The organism is Bacillus pinisoli, assembly GCF_023036475.1.
Lineage (GTDB): Bacteria > Bacillota > Bacilli > Bacillales > SA4 > Bacillus_BS > Bacillus_BS pinisoli.
Genome location: NZ_JAJQKI010000004.1, coordinates 219,575 through 238,005 on the forward strand (window position 1 = coordinate 219,575; position 18,431 = coordinate 238,005).

Below are 18,431 nucleotides of genomic sequence, written 5' to 3' on the forward strand. Positions count from 1 at the left end.
ACCATTTTAATAGATGATAATTAACCAAATATAAAGACCTACCAGTGTAATTAACAAGGTTGGAATTGTTAAGATTAAGCCAACCTTAAAATAACTACCCCATGTAATTTTTACACCCTTTAAGGATAAAACATGAAGCCATAATAATGTCGCAAGTGAACCAATAGGAGTAATTTTAGGACCTAGATCAGATCCTATGACGTTCGCATAAATAAGTGCCTCACGAACCACCCCACTTGTATTTGTGTCCGCAATTGCTAAGGCATCAATCATGACAGTAGGCATGTTGTTCATCACCGAAGATAAAATGGCTGCAATAAAGCCCATACCAATAGTAGCAACAAATAACCCCTGATCAGCCGTTGCTTGAATTAGCTCGGCTAATACATCGGTTAATCCTACATTTCTAAGACCATACACGACTACATACATACCGATAGAAAAAAACACTATAGCCCAAGGAGCCCCTTTTACAACGGTTTTTGTATCAACAGCTTGGCTCTTTCTTGCCATTAGTAGAAAGAAAATAGTCACTAAACCAGCAATAATTGACACAGGTACACGGATGAACTCACTAATAAAGTATCCGATTAATAAGATTCCTAGCACAAACCAAGATAATCGAAACATTTTGGCATCTCTAATCGCATCAACTGGTTTTTTTAAGTGTACCAAATCATACTGCTTTGGAAGATCCTTTCTAAAATATAAGTATAGGACCAATAAGCTAGCAACTAGTGAGAAGAAGTTTGGAATGATCATACGGGAAGCATATTCAATAAAACCGATCTCAAAAAAGTCTGCTGAGACAATATTTACTAAGTTACTGACAACTAAAGGCAGTGACGTAGTGTCTGCAATGAACCCGCTTGCCATAATAAATGGAAAGACCATTTTTTCTTCAAATTTTAGGTTTCGTACCATCGCCAACACAATTGGAGTTAAAATGAGAGCTGCGCCATCATTGGCGAATAAAGCTGCTACAAGTGCACCTAATATGACTACATACGCAAACATTCGAACACCGTTTCCATTAGCAGCTCTTGCCATATGTAGAGCCGACCACTCAAAAAAACCAATTTCATCGAGTATTAAAGAAATAATAATAATCGCTATAAAAGTTAAAGTTGCATTCCAGACAATTGAAGTTACACTTATAACATCCTGGAAATCGACAACACCTGTTAATAAGGCTAAAATGGCCCCTCCACAAGCTGACCATCCTATGGACAACCCTTTAGGCTGCCAAATCACAAATATTAACGTTAGTAAAAAAATAAATGAAGCTACTATTACTGATATCAACAGTTGACCCTCCCAGTTACTCACACGTAATACGTAATCCCTGCTTCTCTAATTCTTGCAATTTCTCATTTTGACTAGGAAGAAAATGAAGGAGACTTTGAACAAGAGGATAATAGGCGCTTTCTTTATTTAATGAATAGATAATCCACTGTCCTCTTCTTGTTTCACGCACAATCCCCGCATCTTTTAGTTTCCGAATATGTTGACTAATGGCTGGTTGGCTAGCCTTAAAAATCTCTACGAACTCGCATACACAGCAGTCGTTTGATTCTAATAGTTTTACCATCGTTAGACGCGTCTTATCACCAAGTAGTTTTAAAATAACCGCAGCTTGTTCTAGATCAAGAGAAAAATCTTTCATCATGTACCTCCTAACCATAAATGTATAAACATATAATAATTTACTTATATATACTTTTCAACAATTTCTTTTCTCAAACGAGAGGAATAATATCTAATTTCAACAAAATTTTTTAAAAATAATAGCCACGTCTTTATCTAAAGACATGGCTATATTCATGATGTATGATTCTTGAGGGATTTTTAGTATTTCCTACTTGATTAGTTCCAATCCCTAAAACCTAAAAAATATATTCACTCGATGTACATTATTTATAAACTCTTACATACAAATTAGTAAATATTATCTTGGAGGAACGTAATGACCATACTGCCTATTCTCATTTCTTCGTTTTGTACAAGCCTTGGTGCGCTCCCTATATTATTTATTAAAAAGGTGACTCATAAAGGAAAAGATGTCATGCTCGCTTATACTGCAGGCATTATGGTAGCTGCGTCAGCATATGGTTTGATTCCTTCTGCTCTGAAGCTATCAAATATAACGAGTCTTATTATTGGGATATTAATTGGGACTTTTGTGTTAACAATTTTAGAAAGTATTATCCCACACCATGATTTAGACCACTCTTCTGGACATTCAACTAATCGTTCAAATGTTTTCTTGTTTTTAATCGCTATGTCTATTCATAACTTACCTGAAGGTCTTTCAGTAGGCATAAGTCACGTAAGTAGTGAAAATGAAGTTGGGCCGTTGGTGGCTTTTGCCATAGGACTGCAAAATATTCCTGAAGGATTCTTAGTCGGGCTATTTCTCATTACGCAAGGTATTAATCGTTTTAAAGCTATTTTATTTTCAAGTATTACGGGCTTATTTGAGTTTTTTGCAGGTGTATTTGGAATGCTTTTTGGAGATGTGTTTGAACAAATTGTGCCCTACGGCCTTGCATTTGCAGCAGGATCCATGCTTTTTGTTGTTTATAAGGAACTCATTCCAGAGAGTCATGGTGATGGAAACGAAAGAGCTGCTACCATTACTTTCATCTTAGGCTTTATCACCATGATCTGGTTAACTGATATTTTTCGTTAATCTTTAGTTTGGGTTCTTTTCTAAAACTTTATTGCTTTTCAATCTTACGACAACAGCCTTAGTTTATTGAACCCATTTTGCCAACTCATAATAGACCGGAATCCCCACAATTAGGTTAAACGGAAACGTAACTCCTAATGATAAACCAAGATATAACGAAGGATTCGCTTCAGGTACGGATGTCTTTAAGGCAGCTGGTGCAGCAATATAGGAAGCACTGCCTGCCAACACACCAAGGAGCATAGTGCCTCCTATTGATAGCCCGATTAATCCACCTGTCAAAATACCTATGGTACCGTATAATAATGGAGCAAACAATCCAAATAGCAATAATCCTATTCCATGTTTTTTTACTTCTGGCAGTCTTGCCCCTGCTATTAATCCCATATTTAGTAGGAATAAGATTAAGATACTACTGTATAAATCAAAGAATAGTGGCTTTACTTTTGGAACAGCTTCTTCTCCTAAAAAGAAACCGATTAATAGACTCCCTGTTAAAAGTAAAATACTTTTCCCGAAGATACTTTCTCTCAACACCTCTTTATCTACAAATTGAAAAAGTGAAGGTTGTATACCTAACTGATGTGCTTGTACTGCAGGCACCTGCTTGCTCTTTTCAGCAGCTTTTAATAAAAATAACGATAATAAAATTGCAGGACTTTCCATTAAAACGACTAAAGCATTCATAAACCCTTCATAGCTTGTTCCGACTTGATCAAGAAAACTAATGCCCGCCCCATACGTTACAATACTTATTGAACCATATGTTGCAGCTATCGCAATCGCATTAGGGAAATCTACTTTCAACCTTTTTAAAATGACTAATGTGATACAGGGTATAGTAATACCAAGAAAAATTGCACCCAAAATCGGAACGAACACGGAATGTAGAGAGTAATGTGAAAGTTCAATTCCTCCCTTTAAACCTATAGCTATTAAAAGATAAATGCTTAAGCCATCACTTAAAGCCTGCGGAAATTTCAAATCAGATTTAAAGAGAGCCGCTATCACTCCTAATACAAAAAATAAGACAACTGGTGAAAATAAATTATTTGTCAATATTTCTAGCATAATTACATTCTCCTTTGATACCTATAATTAGAAATCGGAAATAATCGAATAAAAAAAGACAGCTAAACAACTTTAACATCATGCTAAAGTGTTAACTGTCGGTTTAACTTCAACTAACTTTTCTTGTTTTTTGAAGTTCTCCCTGTATAATTTTGAAAAAGACTAATGAAAAGTCCTTTCATAATCGTTATCTAATCGAAACACCATAATACGCTCACCCGATTGTGTGCTTATATCTGTAAAAAAACTTCTCACTTTTTCATTTGTTATACTTTGTATCATTTCCTTTAGGTCATCTACTCCCGATTCAACTAGATCAGATCGTATTCTTTTAATAGATAAGATTCCTTCCTTCGTTTCACACACCGCGTATTCAGCTGGTGTTAAAATACCTTTCAACGTAACGACAATCATATCTCTTAAAATATCAGCTTTAACGGATACAGAACCTCGACCTAAGTATTCCTTTTCCCACAATGTAATGGCTTTACTAATTTCACTTTCCATATATCCCTTTGTTTTATTCATTTAAGTACCAACCTCCATGTACAAAAAAACGGCATATTCCCCAATGGCAAATAAAGTGAGGAATATACCGATTTATCTTTAAACATTCTTCATATTGGGCTGAAGCTTTTTCATGCTGTCAAGTTCATTAACAGTCTGCTAAAGCGAAGCGAGATATGAAGATTTTGAAAAATCTCTCAGTAAATTTATTTAAATTTACCTTTTTCTTAAATTGTTGTCAAGAGTAATATATATTGCTCTATCAAAGTTATTTTAAAAGTCCGGTTCCTTTAACGACTACCTCAACATCTACCACATACTCTACACTCGGATAGATTTCTTGCCACCTTTCCCATTCATCGTCAGAAGCATGGTTTGCTCGGTACAATAAACCTAATCCAAGTGGATCTAGTTGTTCCTTCTGCATCTTTTTTAAAAGATTGAGTACATCTTCTTTAAACTTCTCTTCAGCAAGGTCCTTACTCTTTTCTAAGTGAGCTTTGTTTCCGTCAAAAAGAACTTCTTCGATTAATCCTTCCATTCTCACATTAACCCTTACTATATCTTGGTTAGTAATATCAAAATCTGTTTTTGCCTCATCAATAGCAATATGAAATTGTTCTTCATCTTCTCTCTTGGCACTTAGTTCCACTTTATTAGTATGGTTTAAGAGAATATTGAGTATTTTTGTTTCTTCTGGAGAAAGCGTTAGCACCATTTTTTCTTTATTAAAAAGCGCGGCTTTATTAATTGTGAATACATCATCATCCTTTTTATTGACCTCAATAATCGGAAGTAACGGATCTAATCCTCTTTCCCTTAATCGCTTCCAAAAGTCAAATAAATACTCGCTTATGATATATGCTGATTCCGTTCCTGAATTCCCGAAAGATAAAAACAAAGCATTAGAAGGCAATCGTTCAGACTTCGGCTTCAACTGTAACACTTCCTTAACGGATGGCTTACCGATTCCAACCCAAGATATCTTTTGAATATCTCGCCTTCTTAAGAACCAATCCATTACATCCTTAACATTTTCTTTGGCCACTGATTCACCTAATAAAATAACCTTTGCGTGACTAAAATCTAGCTCTTTGTCAACTTGTGACTTTGCCATCCGAACAGCTCCACTAATGGAGTCGCTTTCTTGGTCAATAATGATAAAAGCTTGGTCACCTGCTTTAATATCTGCACTAGGAATAGCAATCTTGAGCAATACCCTATATTTATTTTCCTCACTCTTTGGTTCATCCACACCTATTGATACAACAAAGAAGCGCTTATCTATATCCTTATAACCACAAGCAGACAATGTAAGAGTTAAGCTTATTACAAAGATTACTAGATAATGTTTACCCATTTGCCTTTTTCCTCCTTGCAAGGAATAGCAACAGCAAAACTAATAGAGCTTCACTTGGTAATCGGACATTTAACCAGTACTCTCCAAATTCTAAAATGGACTGTTCTCTTAGTTGATACTCTAAAAAAATGACAATGCCTCCAAAGACTGCAAGGATCATGAAATGTATTATTGACCGATTCTTTACTTTTTTGTTATCCGTTCCAATCATGCTTTTTATCACCTCGAAAGCTACATGCCAGTGAACAACCACACTAATGATAGAAACACTTACATATAACAAAATAAAGAGTGTAATGAGCCTTTCAATTGGACCAAATTCGATAAATAAAGTGTCGGCGGTAGTAACCCATGGAAAGGTAAGATCCCCTGCCCCATCTGCCCCCCAAAATCCAATAGGTATAAAAAAAGTTGTGCACAAATTAATAAAACCAATAATAGGTATGACCCATAACCATTTTAATCTTACTTTCTCTTTAAATACTCTGTTAAAGATCACCATGTTAGCATATCCTGAAAACGTAAAGGATGCTGCTGCAAGTACACTTAATGAAGGCATCGCCTTAAAATGAGTACCAACCTCAACAATTGAATTCCAATTTATATACTCATGAAAATAGGCTTGTAAAATAATAATCAATATGAGTGGACTATTAACTACAAATAAGATCTCAATTGTGTATAAGACTTTGTCAGATTTTAATCTTGCTATCATCAATATCACGGCAATTGTAAAGACAGAAATCATATTAATACCCGATATATCTGGATTTACAAATCTAATCGTTACATTATTAAAAGCTAATAACGTAACACAGCCTGCTAGAAACCATATAATGCTAAAAAAGCAAAGAAAGAAAAGTCGAAACCACTTCGGAATGTTATTCAGTATCTCTGGCAAGCCTAAACGAGGAAATTTATTCATAGATAGTGTAAAAACATATAAAAATAGTGTACCTATTATACAGCCTAGTACGATTCCTAGAACAGAACCGTTAAAGCGCTCCTCTAATAAGATATTGGGAACATATAAAAAAATATTAATGAGCATATTGATAATCACAAGATAGAAGAAGTACCTATTCACTAGGCCCAACCTCTTTTCCGCCCTTTTTATTAGCATTGAATTCTTCGTCATTTGATTCGAAGAATAACTTTAAATAAGGCTTACCGTAGCTTTCTAAGTTGGCTAAATAGGCAATCACCAAAATAATACTAAATACTAACCCTACCATTCCAAAAAAAGTTGTACTTGCAAGTAAGAGATACTTCACGACTCGCATCGCAAAACTCATAGAGTTAATAGGGATGACAAAGTTAGAAATAGCAACAGCTGCTACTATGATGATCATTACATTAGAAACGAGACCGGCTTCTACAGCAGCTTGACCAAGGATTAGTCCACCAACAGTCGTCGCTGTAGACCCTATTGACTTAGGAAGCCGAACACTAGCCTCAGTTAGCAACTCCATCATGACTAGCATTAAAAATACCTCGAGGAAGGCAGGATACGGGACTCCTACCCGACTTCCCGCAATACTCAATGCAAGTTGCACGCGAAATAATTCTGGATTAAATGCCGTAATACCTACATAAAAAGCAGGTAATGTCACACTAATGATCAAACCTATATAGCGTAAGGAAATAATAAAACGACTGATCCAGAAGGATTGATAGAGATCTTCCATTGATGACATAAAATCATAGAAAACAGCAGGAACAATTAATGAAAACGGTGTCCCATCGACAAGTATCGCCACCTTGCCTTGAGATAGGTTGAGAGCAATTCGATCCGGCCTTTCAGTAATCATCATGGTTGGGAATAGTGATCGTTTCTCTTTTGTTAAAAATCGTTGTAGCTCGCCAGCAGCTTGAATAAAAGGAACGTCTAGCTTTTCAATAGATAGCTTCACTTCATTGAGGATATTCACATCTACAAATTTTTGATCATACATAATTGTAATCCTCGTTTGAGACACAGATCCGGCTGTCATTTCTTCTATTCTTAAGGAAGACTGAGGATAACGTCTTCTTACTAAATTGACATTAGACGATATATCTTCAGTTAAAGCATTTTGCGGACCTTGAATAACTGTTTCAACGGTGGCTTCGCCAATTGTATTATTTATTACTTTCGGAATCTCTACTAGAAAGCATGTTTTTTTTATGAACAAGCTAACTGAACCTTGCATGATCTTCTTTATGGCATCCTCTTTGCTAGGGTTAATTTTTACATTTGAAAGAGAATAAAGATAATCTATAAAATCATTTTCTGACAACTCAAAAAAAGGAATTATGATTAGGTTTTGTAGCGTTTTATCATCGCAGATGCTCTTTATATAAATTAATCGCGCTTTGTGACGATTGGCAAGCAAGTCTTGATCAACAACGTCTTGTGAAGATCCCAACTGCTCTTTCAGCCAATCTCTCAAAGATGACTTTTTTTGTAGAAACATTTTGAATAGCAGCTCCTTTATTCGACAAGGCGTTATTCTTATCTTGTTCGATTTTGAAAGGAATATACTGCTTTTATTGGATAAAAACACCAAAAAGACTTTATCTAAGATAAAGCCTACTAAATTAAACTAAGTTGTTTTTGCTGTATGTAATTTCATTTTTATCAATTTTGTATTAACCTATTATCACCACAGGAACTATAAGTTATTTGACAGTAAAGGTTTAATAATTCATCAAGTTCCTGACTACATCTGATTGTCTCCTCATTACGTAGTCCTTTGGTAATACCTATATGAATCATCTCGTCTCTTTTCACTTGAATCGCCTCAGCTAAAAACTCTTTCCTCATTTCAATGACTCCTCAAAACTTATATATAGGGAATTTCTACTAGATCTTGGAAAGGTTATTATAGCATTATTTTACTTTAATAGAATGTTTTCGCTAAAAGTAGCCAAAATAAGACAAGAATAGACTCTAGTGAGAAGGTTGGTTGTATGCATATTGCAATTGCTTTTTTTATTATTTTTGCAGTGTGGAAATGGGGTGACTGGCGTAATTGGCAAAAGTATCATACCGTTATGCTTTACTTTGCTGTGGGCAATTTAACCTATAACTTCTTAACAGCAAGCTATTTTCTCTGGAGATTAGATTCTGATCTTATTACTAATCATACTTTAACAGAAATGCTTTATACTTTTATCACTTTCCCTGGGTCTGCATTATTGTTCATTTGTAATTATCCAGAGAATAAAGGACGAGGTAAGGTCCTACTACATTACGTCTATTGGATTTTGATCTATGGCGTTATTGAATGGATAATGACAAAAACGGGTTATATAAAATACCAGTATGGATGGAGCTTAGCGTGGTCCATTGGATTTGATACGTTTATGTTTCCAATGCTAAGACTGTTTTATAAAAGGCCATTGATTGCTTATTTGTTATCCGTGCCTATTGGTATTTTCTTCATCTGGTACTTTAAAGTTCCAGTTCATATACCCGTTGAAAAAAGATAATAATTTTAGGAGTGAAAAATATGTCTAGTTTTGAAGAAGCGTTAGACGCAGTCCATCAAGCAGAAGAAGCCGTTTATCAAGCACAAGCAAGTAAGGGAGTGGAAGATCGTCAAAAATCAGTAGTCTCCATTCAAGTTGCAAAGGAAAAAGTACATATTGCTAAGATTGATGAAAGAGATCATGCAGAATCACAGCATAGACTTCATTTAGCAGAAGAACAACTCAAGCACTTGCATGAAGCACAGCAAGCGCTTGAAGATTGAATTTTTTTGGCGGTAACAGTAATTCTTAACTTACCAAATTATCATATCTGTTTTTTATCTTTTTCTTCCACGCAGCTGCTAACTCCTCAATGTCGAGGAGTTTTTTCATACCCTCAATATTATGTTTATCATGAAAGTAGATTTCGTTTGAGTAAAGGACGGAGACGGAATTAGGATTTCTACTTATCCTAATCAAGGTTGAATCTTGTTCAACCCACCCCTCTTTTCTCACTCTAGCCAAATAACCAGTAAAACCTGTCTGTACTAATCTACTTAATAAAGTCTGCTCTTTATTATATTTAGATAAGGTATCACACGGTATCCTTGATTGTGTGATTTCAATGACAGCATCACCTAATTGATATACATCCCCGATGTGAACGAGATCCTCTGATAACCCAGCAACCGTGATATTCTCTCCAAATCCTGGTAGTACTAGATCTTTACCAAATTCATTCCTCCACTTCTCATAATGATCAAAACAATATACTAGTACAGCTCGATCTGGTCCTCCATGATACTTAGTTTGTTGAACCCCATCATCTAGAAATCCATCTTTTGTAAGAAACGCTCGATCTACACTTGTTTTCCCTACGCCAGACACGATTTCCTTTTCTCCTGCTATGAGCGTTTTTGGCTTGCCAATGTTTAGTGATATGATTCTATACTCTGTCATCTTTAGCCTCCTTATAAAAAGTCTAATAAATATGTAGTACAACCTATATGTTTTGAATAGAAATGGTACAAGGTTATCTAAATTATACAACATCAGTAGGAGTGGTTGAGACGTGAGCGTATTTATTAGTTATATTTTTTTAGGGTTATCATTAGCAGCACCCATAGGACCAATCAATGCTGCTCAACTCGACAGAGGAATAAAAAGTGGTTTTTTTTATGCTTGGATTATCGGATTAGGCTCTGTGGCAGCCGATATTGTGTATATGTGTGCAGTCTATTTAGGCATGGTTCATTTTATAGAAATCCCATTTGTTAAGGCCTTCCTATGGTTATTTGGTTTCTTTGTGTTAGTTTATACGGGAATTGAAAGTGTGTTAAGTGCAGTCAACTTACAGGCAGATGATCGAGGAAATGCAAACTCGTATATAAAGACATTTTTCACCGGGTTCTTCATGGCCATTTCTAATCCATTAACGATCCTTTTCTGGCTTGGTATTTACGGCTCGATTCTGGCTAAAACTTCTGCCACACTCGCTACAGATCAATTAATGCTATATAGCTTTGCCATCATTCTCGGATTGCTTATATGGGATTTCGCTATGGCAGCGGTTGCTAGTAGTTTCAGAAGACTTTTAACTCCACAGCTACTTCGAACCATATCAGTCATATCAGGATTATCACTCATTGGATTTGGAGCTTATTTTGGATTACAAGCCTTCCATTTATTATTTTAGTCACGCAACGTAGCTGTTTACTTCATAATAAAAAGGAAGATTTCATTAAGAAATCTTCCCTTTTATTATGCACCCGTTTTTCTACGCTGATTGTTAGGCTTCTTCGTATGTTGGCTCTTCATTTTTGGAGACGATGTACCGCCACCATTATTGTTGCCCTTTGAGTTATCATTGTTTTGCTTCTTGTTAGCTAGTTGCTGTTTGATTGCATCTTGAAGGCTAATTTTCTTTTTATCCGTCATATTGATCCTACTCCTTTTAAGGCGTAAAAGTTATTGATTTTCTATCATTCCTTCAGTGTATAATAATATAGAAACTATAAACTGTAAAGGTGATACTATGTTTACGATTGAAGAATATACGATTGAGAAGTTAAATGACCCGACTGGACTCCTTACAGGAGATATCTATGAGTACAAGCTATTTATACATGTAGATGAAGAAGATGAATTGTATACTGAGAACGGTGTATATGTCAGAGTAATATTTAAGATTGAAAATGATCAGAAGAAGATATCGCAAGCATCCTTTCATGAAAGAGTATCAGATCGATATATTGATTTCGAACTGGAAGAAGATGAAGAGGAACTTATCCTCCAATTTTGTATAAATAATCTTCCACAGGATCTAGAATAATATGCTAGAGGAGAGGCTCTAGTCCTCTCCTTTTAGCTTACTCTTCTTATAAGATGATAGGCAAGATTAGCTTTTCTTTCTGGCTTCTTATTATGAATTAAGAGCACTAATCGGAACAGTACTCCAATAAGTGTTGTACGTTTATATGCAATATAACGTGGCTCCCAGTGAGTTGCAAATTTTGATTTAAAGTCCCTAAGGCCTTTAAATTTGTATATTGATTCCCCATGATTATAGATCATACTAGCTGTCCACTCATATACTGTTCGTGGCTTTTCACCCGTACAAACGTTTGAGAGAGGGGCCATCCCAAGACTGCAATAGTCATACCCCATGTTTTTCCCCCATAAGAGTATGGAAGTAAATAGATAATCCATTGTACCAGGCGGACTTGTTGGTATATAGCGCATTAAATCAACATGTATAGTTGATTTACCATCATGACTAAGATTACCTGGGAGGGTTGCAAAAGCTACTACGTCTTGCTCTTTGTTTACTACTAAAGCTATTGGAAATCTAGAGATATACTGATAATCAAAAAAACTAACTGAAAACCCTTTTTCAGAACGATTGCCTAGCCATACATCTGAAACAGATTTAACCTGATTCATCACTTGATTAGAATGAGGTGGCATCACAATTTGAACAGAATAGCCTTCCCTCTCCAGTTTATTTCGTGAGGTTCTTAGTTTTCCTCTCTTTTTGCCCTCTAAATTAAAATCAGGAAGATATACCTGTGCTTCCTCTCCAATTTTAATCACTCTATATTGTAATTTCTCATACATTTCTTTATAGTTTGACGAAATTTGGTAAAATATAGGCTGTTTAATTAAACTAGCTTTACATTTGTCCTGAAGTTCTTTTATTGCTTCTTGATATAAGCTACGCTCTCCAATTGGATCGCCAAGCACCACAATTCTACCTGCCATTTTTTGAAAGCTAAAGTAAACAGAGCGGTTAACTGCATAATATCCAAATTTATCATTTAAGAACATAAGGTGTGATAAAAAGTGACCACCATGGTTGGTGATAAAGCTGAATAATTCTACTAAACATGAGGTGTTTAGGATCTTTTTATTTACTCTCATTTTATAAAAAGAGTACAGCACGTATCCGAAAAGAAGTAAGAATAGAAAGATAAAAATATATAATATTGTGCTCATGGTGCCCTCCTGCACAAAAGAGTTTCAATCTATGCCTCTTATTAATGAGTATCTATCTTTAAGATAACATTCCTAATAAAAGATAACATAAATTAAGGTTCTTGGGGATATATAAATTACTTTGAATATTACTAATTGATAGTAAGATTGTCTAAAAATAGAAAAGTCCTTACTGGTTAAGTAAGGACCTTTCACTACCATTTTAATGCCATGGTTAGAATGCAGCAGTCTGTTCCATGAGACTGATTATTAAATTTCATAATAAGTTCGTCTGGATTGAATTTAGTTGTCACATCTGATTTAATCCCTGTCGATTCAATTAGATTTACTACTTTTTCTGTTTCGGAATGTTGTGCTGCATTCATCACTTTATACGCAAAGTTTTTATCATCTGCAAGTTTATCCAGTACGGTCGATGCATCTCTTAATAATTGCTTAAACGCATCTGCTGACTCTGTGAACATGGTGGTATCAACTTCAGGATATTGCCGACCGGTTGTGTATCTGTTCCATGGTTGTCCACCGAAGTATTGATATTCCCTTTGTATTGTCATGTACATCCTCCTTATATTCTATACTCCTACACTGTATGTAAAAAGGCTTGGGAAAGAATCCTCTTATATGGAATATTTTTACGTAAACAGCCTAAAGAAAAATAATGGAATATTAATTTAAACGATACGGACAATAAGACTGGAGGTGATTTCATGACGAAATATAATAAAGAAATGCCAGACTTTGATTCTTTGTCAGATAGAGTAATTGCTAAGCCGACAGAAACTCCAATTTTCGCCATTAAGACTAACTTAGATTCAGATAGCCCTAAAGAGGATAATCCTTACTACACTGAAACGAATACTAAAAATGAACGTGAAGAACTAGATAAGTTTTTTCGAAATTCTTAAGGGAGTTGAATCAATTGGATACTACACTTGCCTATTTAAGGGAAGTTCTATCTAACTATACAGAAGATTACGCACTGTCTAGAAACATTTATGTAAAACTAAAACAGGCTGCCTCTGAAGGAGAGTTAGCTTTCGTAAGATCACTGGATCAAGAGGAAACTCACTTCTTAAACAGGATATTACCATCAGAAATTGACCATGCATTAGATGAACAAGACTACACAAGGATGTCTGAACTAAACCATGTATACGAATTATTAATATAAGTTTTTTGAGTATTTGAACGAAAATAAATTCCACCTTAGGGTGGTTTTTTGTTTACTTAGAAAAAAGCAAGAAGTGTGAAAAGTAATCGATTGATTCAATGTTTAAAGAGTAACAAAACTAAAGACACCGTAATAAATAGAACCCTAGCATTACAAGTTCTTACTGAGGATGCCTGTACATATAATTGACTTAGACAGCAACCTGAGAGGAATGGTATGTGTTTTGTTTGAACGAATAATCGCTGTTACAGTAGGGAGCATTTTAATTGGTATTGGAGTTAACGGGTTTTTAATTCCCTTTCATTTAATGGAAGGCGGCATGATTGGTGTAGGATTAATTGCTAAATATAAGTGGGGGTTTGAAACTGGATTAACCATTATTATCTTAAGTTGTCCTATATATATTTTTACATATTTCTATAACAGAGGATATTTCTTTTCCAGCATTCATGGGTTATTACTTTCTTCCTTTTTCATTGACATATTAAAGCCATTACGTACTGCCTTTCATGTTCCAATCTTAACAAGTGCCATTATTGGGGGTTCTTTAATTGGTATAGGTATTGGTCTAATGCTTAGATATAAAACAAGCACAGGTGGTTTAGATTTGCTGGCTCAATTTTTCTCAACCATTCTCCCTTTAAATGTTGGGGTCATCATTTTTATATTTGATTTCTTTATTATTATGACTGGGAGTCAGCTGGTCGAGACTGCTTCCTTGTTACATTCAATTCTAGCGGTGAGTTTTGTGGCCTTATTTACTACCTACTGCACTTATTCTTATACAGAAAAATAACGCCAGGAAGCCTGGCGTTATTTCTTTTTCCGTGATGAGCTATTTTGTTTATCTACGTTTCCATCAACAGTTCCCTCAATATAAGAATCTGTTGCTTGTTCATGAGTAGTCGCTAACCCTGCTTCTACTTCATTAGCGTTTTCATAAAAAGAAGGATCAAATTGCTTTCCTGCAAGTTCTTCTTTTTTAGCCATATTGTTCCCACCTTTAATTATTTTTCTTGGCTCTTTTCTTATAGATTAGGTTAAAATGCAACCATGTCTTAGAAAAGAGCCTCTATTCTTAAATAGCGTTTGACTGCTTTAAGAAAAATATTCAAATGAATTCGTGGGCAACCTAAAAACAGGAGGTGGAGTAGTCATGAATAAAGAAAAACCCTATCCATTTTCAACCAAGCAATACAGTCAAACTGATGTTGAAGAAGTGAAAAGATTGAATGCCCAATCAGGACTTTCCTATAATGAAGTATTTGCTCTCCTTGGGAAACGATATCTAGATCGCGAGCAAAGCAAACCCTAAACTGATATGGAAGGCCCTTTGAGTGCCTTCTCTTTTTTCCTAGATTTATATTCTATATAAACCACCACTAAAAACGAGAATGCCCCTAACCAACGTATAATCGATGAAAACGTCATAGCGAAATGTACTCCATACAGTTCTAGAAGCCATACTCCTATTTGAGGTGCAATACAGCCCATTAATGCAATAAGGAAATTATAATTTGCTAAAAACGCTGTTCGATTCTCTTCAGGAGAAACACGTAATAATTGATTAAACAGGAGCATAACTGTTCCCGCAACAAAAGTCCCCGTCCAAAGATTCGTTAGGGCTAAGTAATATAAGTTAGTAGAAAGTATGGTTAAAAATGGTGCCGTTCCAATCCCCATAGCAGCAATAAACAACATCACTGTATTTCCATAACGGTCAGAAAATCTCCCCCACCACTTATAACTCACAATTTGTGAGATCTGGTTGGCTACTGTAAACACGCTAATCCAAAAAGCTGTGGCATGAGCATCATTTATTTGATAAATATTGAATAATGGCCAAGCCATTTGCCAGCCAAAGTTGAAAATAATCGCACATATTAAGAAATAAAGATACGGTTTATGTTGGAATATTCCCGAAATCATCTTCATACTGAGAGCATTCTGTTTTTTGACTGTCTTTTTGATCTCAGTATGCTTAATTAAGTAATAAACTTCTAAAATTCCAAACAAGAATCCAAGTAAGAAAATCCATTGGTAAGGAACAGGATCCGTCTTATCAAAAATATTTAATAATGCTCCGGTAATGAAAGTCGTTATCATCCCAACAATCGTTAGGATTTGACTTCTTTGACTAAAAAACTTACCTCTTCTCTCATCAGGAATTAAATCTCCAATAAAGGATTGCCATGATAAGGTTGCAAGTGCATTCGGAAAGTTTAGTAAGCCTATAAATACAACTAATATCCAAGCATGGTTCGTATATGGAATGAAAGGAATTAAACTGATTAAAAACAATCCAAATCTTGCGGCAAAAATACTATAGGCTGTAAAAGCTTTTTTCAACTCTAAACGACTTATCCAAATAGCCCCTGGTATCATGGCTAGCATTGTCATTAGAGAAGGCATGGAGCTTATCAGTCCTATTTGAAAGTTGGAAGCACCAAGAACCTGAATAGCAAATAAGGGGATAAAACTCATCATAAAGCTTTGTGCAATAATGGAGGCAGCACCATTCCAAGTACTTAACCTTTCATTCCTCTTGATGATGTCCATTGAATACTTCATTGGAGTTCCTCTTCTTTCAGTGAATTTTCGAGTCTCGAAATAGTTTCTAAAAGGAGTTTACTCCTGTAATGAGTAACTTGCAAGATAAATTTAAAAATCTGAACAACTAAATTATTTAAGAAATATAAAAAAAGAGCAGAGAATATTCTCTACTCCATACTCACACCTTAGGTTTAAAAATGGACCCTACCTGCTTAAACATACCATTTAATTGACTCATGGTATTCATCATCTGACCAGCAGTATCCATCATCTTATTAACGTCATATCCACCCTCTTTTGTCTTGAATTGATTAAGAATGGATTGGAAGCCTGTTGACTGTGCTTGTTGAGGCTTCGTTTGCTGATTTGGATACGGCATTTGAAACGGAATTTGATTCTGGGCATTCATAAAGTTTAGATTTTGATTTGGGTTATTACCATAAGATACATAATTTGCTTGGCCCCCTTGATATGGGTACATTTGTTGTGGATTAACAAATTGGTTCTGCTGATAGTTATAATAAGGGTGCATTGACTGATTTGGCATAAAAGGGTTCCTGACCATCCTTCTTCGTTGTTTTAGACCTAGCATCAGATAAATCCTCCTTAAGAAATATAATTAATAAAGGCTTACTCAAAATTTTTACAATGTATTAGTGTACATACATAATCAACAGAAGCCTATTTATTAGTAGTTTATGAATAAGGAATGCTGATGTGTGAATGAAAAGTTAAATGGCATATTCGTTAAGGCTTTTTCGTATAGATTGTTGCCTCGTAAAAATCCCAAAAACTGGATTTCCACACACTAGTTTAAGTGACCTGCTTTTCATCTAAACAGTTGCTCTTTTCTAAACGATAAATAATACATTTAACGTTAAAAGTAAGTTCAACTCTAGCTGAAATAGGTTAAAAAGCAACAAAGTTTTAGAAAAGAGCCTTCGTTAAAGTGCTCTAATATCGACGGATGGCGCAAATATTGTCGGAAGACTAAATTTTTAAACAAAACTGATTCGTCCTCCTTCTGTGTTACCATATAGCTAAACAAACAGGGGGTGCTTGTATGAATGTAAAAGAATTACACATGAGGTTTATCTCCAGTAATAATAAAGAACCACAAGACGATTCGGATCTACTACAGTTTGCTAAGGTATCCTATATAAGGGGAGAGCTTACTATTATCGAATACCGAGGAATTGTAAAAGAAATAGAGGAACTGTTAAATAACACCCCAACGATCTAATTCACCTAAACAATTTACTCATGACAAAAGTTACCTTAGTGAAATTGGCCTTATTTAAGCACATTAATAATGTATCCTTAATAAGGGAGTGAACACGATGGGACGAGGTAAATCATTTAAGCATAAAACAAAGGGTCATGACCGAGAACTACCTTTAAGTGGTGAACAGGTTCAATCTAAGAACACTGAACATGTGGAATATAATATTGAGCCTGTAGCAACAGCTGAACGACCTGCTGTTTCTATGGAAGTAACCAAGGACAGTGATTTAGAAGAGAATGCTTATAAATAAAAGCAAAATAAAAGAGCCTCTTGGCTCTTTTTATTTTGCTCTTTTCGCTTTTAACCCTAGTTTATCTAAAGTTACGCTTATCTTAAACGTAAAATGACGTATTTATCGTTTAGAAAAAAGCGACTTTCAAGATGAAAAGTAGAAGACTCTGTACTAGTAAGTAAAAATCCGGCTATTTGGATTTTTACGAAAGTAAGAATTTATACAAAAAGAGCCTATTATTTTGTCTCTATCTTTTGGACGATGGATTCAAGGTTATATTGATTTGATCGAATTAACTCCTTAAAACGCTTCTTACTAGTAGCAGGAAAGAATGCTTGTACCGAAACAGCTGTTATGTTTTCTTTTAAATTTTCAACCTGTTGCTTATGAAAGTATTTCGGCTTGGTTTTCGCAATCCATTCAAGTACATGCACTTCCCATACTTCTAACACATCTCTTACTTGATCTGCATGAGGTTTAACTGTCTCAAAAAAATCTGGAGATTCACCTGTCTCTTTTACATTCTCATATATAGAGTCCAATTGTTCATTTAATTGTAGTAATTGATTAGTATGTGTTAATAATTCATTCATTTTTTCACCTACATTATAA

The 18,431-nt window shown here is 35.0% G+C and carries 27 protein-coding genes; 11 read left to right on the forward strand and 16 right to left on the reverse strand.

The features are described from left to right. Window positions 1-6 precede the first annotated feature (6 nt). The gene (locus LT143_RS07955) at window positions 7-1,305 is read right to left on the reverse strand and encodes an arsenic transporter (RefSeq protein WP_246942044.1); all 1,299 of its coding nucleotides are present in this window, start codon (window positions 1,303-1,305) and stop codon (window positions 7-9) included. A gap of 16 nt (window positions 1,306-1,321) precedes the next feature. Beyond that, window positions 1,322-1,666 (reverse strand): ArsR/SmtB family transcription factor, encoded by a 345-nt coding sequence (locus tag LT143_RS07960; RefSeq protein ID WP_246942046.1) that lies wholly within the window; start codon window positions 1,664-1,666, stop codon window positions 1,322-1,324. A gap of 300 nt (window positions 1,667-1,966) precedes the next feature. Between LT143_RS07960 and LT143_RS07965 the strand changes: the two genes are divergently transcribed. Then, complete coding sequence (locus LT143_RS07965) at window positions 1,967-2,692, forward strand: ZIP family metal transporter (protein ID WP_246942048.1); 726 nt, start codon at window positions 1,967-1,969, stop codon at window positions 2,690-2,692. Window positions 2,693-2,755: 63 nt separating this feature from the next. Here the strand turns inward: LT143_RS07965 and LT143_RS07970 are convergent, their stop codons facing one another. The 6 genes from LT143_RS07970 to LT143_RS07995 all read right to left on the reverse strand — a co-directional run bounded on the left by LT143_RS07970 (window position 2,756) and on the right by LT143_RS07995 (window position 8,436). Further along, entirely contained in the window at window positions 2,756-3,763 is a 1,008-nt protein-coding gene (locus tag LT143_RS07970) for a sodium-dependent bicarbonate transport family permease (RefSeq protein ID WP_246942051.1), read from the reverse strand. A gap of 162 nt (window positions 3,764-3,925) precedes the next feature. Next, complete coding sequence (locus tag LT143_RS07975; protein ID WP_246942052.1) at window positions 3,926-4,291, reverse strand: Na-translocating system protein MpsC family protein; 366 nt, start codon at window positions 4,289-4,291, stop codon at window positions 3,926-3,928. 247 nt (window positions 4,292-4,538) lie between these two features. Next, the gene (locus LT143_RS07980) at window positions 4,539-5,630 is read right to left on the reverse strand and encodes a Ger(x)C family spore germination protein (protein ID WP_246942054.1); all 1,092 of its coding nucleotides are present in this window, start codon (window positions 5,628-5,630) and stop codon (window positions 4,539-4,541) included. Next, the gene (locus tag LT143_RS07985; RefSeq protein WP_246942056.1) at window positions 5,623-6,693 is read right to left on the reverse strand and encodes a GerAB/ArcD/ProY family transporter; all 1,071 of its coding nucleotides are present in this window, start codon (window positions 6,691-6,693) and stop codon (window positions 5,623-5,625) included. Before LT143_RS07985 ends, LT143_RS07980 begins: the two co-directional genes overlap by 8 nt. A 16-nt stretch (window positions 6,694-6,709) precedes the next feature. Continuing rightward, a complete protein-coding gene (locus tag LT143_RS07990; protein WP_246942058.1) occupies window positions 6,710-8,086 on the reverse strand; it encodes a spore germination protein in 1,377 nt (458 codons plus the stop codon). Between the two features lie 164 nt (window positions 8,087-8,250). Then, window positions 8,251-8,436: a Spo0E family sporulation regulatory protein-aspartic acid phosphatase gene (locus tag LT143_RS07995; RefSeq protein WP_246942061.1), complete on the reverse strand. Its 186-nt coding sequence runs from the start codon at window positions 8,434-8,436 to the stop codon at window positions 8,251-8,253. 146 nt (window positions 8,437-8,582) lie between these two features. On the opposite strand from LT143_RS07995, the gene LT143_RS08000 reads away from it, so the two are divergent. Both LT143_RS08000 and LT143_RS08005 read left to right on the forward strand, forming a co-directional pair. Further along, the gene (locus tag LT143_RS08000; protein ID WP_246942063.1) at window positions 8,583-9,104 is read left to right on the forward strand and encodes a CBO0543 family protein; all 522 of its coding nucleotides are present in this window, start codon (window positions 8,583-8,585) and stop codon (window positions 9,102-9,104) included. A 20-nt stretch (window positions 9,105-9,124) separates the two neighbouring features. Then, window positions 9,125-9,367 (forward strand): hypothetical protein, encoded by a 243-nt coding sequence (locus tag LT143_RS08005; protein WP_246942065.1) that lies wholly within the window; start codon window positions 9,125-9,127, stop codon window positions 9,365-9,367. A 25-nt stretch (window positions 9,368-9,392) separates the two neighbouring features. Here LT143_RS08005 and LT143_RS08010 read toward each other — a convergent pair whose 3' ends face one another. Further along, window positions 9,393-10,043, reverse strand: a complete 651-nt coding sequence (locus LT143_RS08010) for an MOSC domain-containing protein (RefSeq protein ID WP_246942068.1) — start codon at window positions 10,041-10,043, stop codon at window positions 9,393-9,395. A gap of 112 nt (window positions 10,044-10,155) precedes the next feature. Here LT143_RS08010 and LT143_RS08015 point away from each other — a divergent pair, with 112 nt between their 5' ends. After that, window positions 10,156-10,779, forward strand: coding sequence for a LysE family transporter (locus LT143_RS08015; RefSeq protein ID WP_246942070.1), 624 nt, complete (start codon window positions 10,156-10,158; stop codon window positions 10,777-10,779). Between the two features lie 65 nt (window positions 10,780-10,844). On the opposite strand, the gene LT143_RS08020 is transcribed toward LT143_RS08015, so the two are convergent. After that, window positions 10,845-11,021: a hypothetical protein gene (locus LT143_RS08020; protein WP_246942072.1), complete on the reverse strand. Its 177-nt coding sequence runs from the start codon at window positions 11,019-11,021 to the stop codon at window positions 10,845-10,847. Between the two features lie 97 nt (window positions 11,022-11,118). Between LT143_RS08020 and LT143_RS08025 the strand changes: the two genes are divergently transcribed. Further along, window positions 11,119-11,415 (forward strand): DUF6509 family protein, encoded by a 297-nt coding sequence (locus LT143_RS08025; protein WP_246942074.1) that lies wholly within the window; start codon window positions 11,119-11,121, stop codon window positions 11,413-11,415. Window positions 11,416-11,447: 32 nt separating this feature from the next. Here the strand turns inward: LT143_RS08025 and LT143_RS08030 are convergent, their stop codons facing one another. Together LT143_RS08030 and LT143_RS08035 are read right to left on the reverse strand one after the other, a co-directional pair. Continuing rightward, the gene (locus LT143_RS08030) at window positions 11,448-12,578 is read right to left on the reverse strand and encodes a phosphatidylglycerol lysyltransferase domain-containing protein (RefSeq protein WP_246942076.1); all 1,131 of its coding nucleotides are present in this window, start codon (window positions 12,576-12,578) and stop codon (window positions 11,448-11,450) included. 194 nt (window positions 12,579-12,772) lie between these two features. Beyond that, a complete protein-coding gene (locus LT143_RS08035) occupies window positions 12,773-13,132 on the reverse strand; it encodes a YuzC family spore coat inner layer protein (protein WP_246942079.1) in 360 nt (119 codons plus the stop codon). Window positions 13,133-13,285: 153 nt separating this feature from the next. Between LT143_RS08035 and LT143_RS08040 the strand changes: the two genes are divergently transcribed. The 3 genes from LT143_RS08040 (at window position 13,286) to LT143_RS08050 (ending at window position 14,545) form a co-directional block, all read left to right on the forward strand. Next, entirely contained in the window at window positions 13,286-13,483 is a 198-nt protein-coding gene (locus tag LT143_RS08040; protein ID WP_246942080.1) for a hypothetical protein, read from the forward strand. A gap of 14 nt (window positions 13,484-13,497) precedes the next feature. After that, window positions 13,498-13,749, forward strand: coding sequence for a sigma-G-dependent sporulation-specific acid-soluble spore protein CsgA (locus LT143_RS08045; protein ID WP_246942082.1), 252 nt, complete (start codon window positions 13,498-13,500; stop codon window positions 13,747-13,749). A gap of 223 nt (window positions 13,750-13,972) precedes the next feature. After that, complete coding sequence (locus tag LT143_RS08050; RefSeq protein ID WP_246942084.1) at window positions 13,973-14,545, forward strand: YitT family protein; 573 nt, start codon at window positions 13,973-13,975, stop codon at window positions 14,543-14,545. A gap of 17 nt (window positions 14,546-14,562) precedes the next feature. Here LT143_RS08050 and LT143_RS08055 read toward each other — a convergent pair whose 3' ends face one another. Continuing rightward, a complete protein-coding gene (locus tag LT143_RS08055) occupies window positions 14,563-14,739 on the reverse strand; it encodes a YozQ family protein (RefSeq protein ID WP_246942087.1) in 177 nt (58 codons plus the stop codon). A 166-nt stretch (window positions 14,740-14,905) separates the two neighbouring features. On the opposite strand from LT143_RS08055, the gene LT143_RS08060 reads away from it, so the two are divergent. Further along, window positions 14,906-15,064, forward strand: a complete 159-nt coding sequence (locus LT143_RS08060) for a hypothetical protein (RefSeq protein ID WP_246942089.1) — start codon at window positions 14,906-14,908, stop codon at window positions 15,062-15,064. Here LT143_RS08060 and LT143_RS08065 read toward each other — a convergent pair. Together LT143_RS08065 and LT143_RS08070 are read right to left on the reverse strand one after the other, a co-directional pair. Beyond that, window positions 15,061-16,320, reverse strand: coding sequence for an MFS transporter (locus LT143_RS08065; RefSeq protein ID WP_246942091.1), 1,260 nt, complete (start codon window positions 16,318-16,320; stop codon window positions 15,061-15,063). The genes LT143_RS08060 and LT143_RS08065 overlap by 4 nt on opposite strands. Before the next feature lie 160 nt (window positions 16,321-16,480). Continuing rightward, on the reverse strand, window positions 16,481-16,894 hold the full coding sequence (locus tag LT143_RS08070) for a YppG family protein (RefSeq protein ID WP_246942093.1): 414 nt from the start codon (window positions 16,892-16,894) through the stop codon (window positions 16,481-16,483). A gap of 471 nt (window positions 16,895-17,365) precedes the next feature. Between LT143_RS08070 and yppF the strand changes: the two genes are divergently transcribed. Both yppF and LT143_RS08080 read left to right on the forward strand, forming a co-directional pair. After that, window positions 17,366-17,545, forward strand: a complete 180-nt coding sequence (yppF, locus tag LT143_RS08075; RefSeq protein ID WP_246942095.1) for a YppF family protein — start codon at window positions 17,366-17,368, stop codon at window positions 17,543-17,545. Window positions 17,546-17,642: 97 nt separating this feature from the next. Next, window positions 17,643-17,837 carry a hypothetical protein gene (locus LT143_RS08080; protein ID WP_246942097.1) on the forward strand — a complete coding sequence of 65 codons (195 nt, stop codon included), beginning with the start codon at window positions 17,643-17,645 and terminating at the stop codon, window positions 17,835-17,837. Window positions 17,838-18,055: 218 nt separating this feature from the next. Here LT143_RS08080 and LT143_RS08085 read toward each other — a convergent pair whose 3' ends face one another. Further along, window positions 18,056-18,412 carry a YppE family protein gene (locus LT143_RS08085; RefSeq protein ID WP_246942099.1) on the reverse strand — a complete coding sequence of 119 codons (357 nt, stop codon included), beginning with the start codon at window positions 18,410-18,412 and terminating at the stop codon, window positions 18,056-18,058. Window positions 18,413-18,431: the final 19 nt, after the last annotated feature.

What these genes read in the sequence shown, in the direction of transcription:
- LT143_RS08070 (WP_246942093.1), bottom strand. Translation starts at nt 16,894, where the DNA reads ATGCTAGGTCTAAAACAACGAAGAAGGATGGTCAGGAACCCTTTTATG.
- LT143_RS08060 (WP_246942089.1), top strand. Translation starts at nt 14,906, where the DNA reads ATGAATAAAGAAAAACCCTATCCATTTTCAACCAAGCAATACAGTCAA.
- LT143_RS07980 (WP_246942054.1), bottom strand. Translation starts at nt 5,630, where the DNA reads ATGGGTAAACATTATCTAGTAATCTTTGTAATAAGCTTAACTCTTACA.
- LT143_RS08080 (WP_246942097.1), top strand. Translation starts at nt 17,643, where the DNA reads ATGGGACGAGGTAAATCATTTAAGCATAAAACAAAGGGTCATGACCGA.
- LT143_RS08020 (WP_246942072.1), bottom strand. Translation starts at nt 11,021, where the DNA reads ATGACGGATAAAAAGAAAATTAGCCTTCAAGATGCAATCAAACAGCAA.
- LT143_RS08030 (WP_246942076.1), bottom strand. Translation starts at nt 12,578, where the DNA reads ATGAGCACAATATTATATATTTTTATCTTTCTATTCTTACTTCTTTTC.
- LT143_RS08025 (WP_246942074.1), top strand. Translation starts at nt 11,119, where the DNA reads ATGTTTACGATTGAAGAATATACGATTGAGAAGTTAAATGACCCGACT.
- LT143_RS08035 (WP_246942079.1), bottom strand. Translation starts at nt 13,132, where the DNA reads ATGACAATACAAAGGGAATATCAATACTTCGGTGGACAACCATGGAAC.
- LT143_RS08010 (WP_246942068.1), bottom strand. Translation starts at nt 10,043, where the DNA reads ATGACAGAGTATAGAATCATATCACTAAACATTGGCAAGCCAAAAACG.
- LT143_RS08065 (WP_246942091.1), bottom strand. Translation starts at nt 16,320, where the DNA reads ATGAAGTATTCAATGGACATCATCAAGAGGAATGAAAGGTTAAGTACT.
- LT143_RS07960 (WP_246942046.1), bottom strand. Translation starts at nt 1,666, where the DNA reads ATGAAAGATTTTTCTCTTGATCTAGAACAAGCTGCGGTTATTTTAAAA.
- LT143_RS07975 (WP_246942052.1), bottom strand. Translation starts at nt 4,291, where the DNA reads ATGAATAAAACAAAGGGATATATGGAAAGTGAAATTAGTAAAGCCATT.
- LT143_RS08000 (WP_246942063.1), top strand. Translation starts at nt 8,583, where the DNA reads ATGCATATTGCAATTGCTTTTTTTATTATTTTTGCAGTGTGGAAATGG.
- LT143_RS07965 (WP_246942048.1), top strand. Translation starts at nt 1,967, where the DNA reads ATGACCATACTGCCTATTCTCATTTCTTCGTTTTGTACAAGCCTTGGT.
- LT143_RS07995 (WP_246942061.1), bottom strand. Translation starts at nt 8,436, where the DNA reads ATGAGGAAAGAGTTTTTAGCTGAGGCGATTCAAGTGAAAAGAGACGAG.
- LT143_RS08055 (WP_246942087.1), bottom strand. Translation starts at nt 14,739, where the DNA reads ATGGCTAAAAAAGAAGAACTTGCAGGAAAGCAATTTGATCCTTCTTTT.
- LT143_RS08005 (WP_246942065.1), top strand. Translation starts at nt 9,125, where the DNA reads ATGTCTAGTTTTGAAGAAGCGTTAGACGCAGTCCATCAAGCAGAAGAA.
- yppF (WP_246942095.1), top strand. Translation starts at nt 17,366, where the DNA reads ATGAATGTAAAAGAATTACACATGAGGTTTATCTCCAGTAATAATAAA.
- LT143_RS08040 (WP_246942080.1), top strand. Translation starts at nt 13,286, where the DNA reads ATGACGAAATATAATAAAGAAATGCCAGACTTTGATTCTTTGTCAGAT.
- LT143_RS07970 (WP_246942051.1), bottom strand. Translation starts at nt 3,763, where the DNA reads ATGCTAGAAATATTGACAAATAATTTATTTTCACCAGTTGTCTTATTT.
- LT143_RS07990 (WP_246942058.1), bottom strand. Translation starts at nt 8,086, where the DNA reads ATGTTTCTACAAAAAAAGTCATCTTTGAGAGATTGGCTGAAAGAGCAG.
- LT143_RS08085 (WP_246942099.1), bottom strand. Translation starts at nt 18,412, where the DNA reads ATGAATGAATTATTAACACATACTAATCAATTACTACAATTAAATGAA.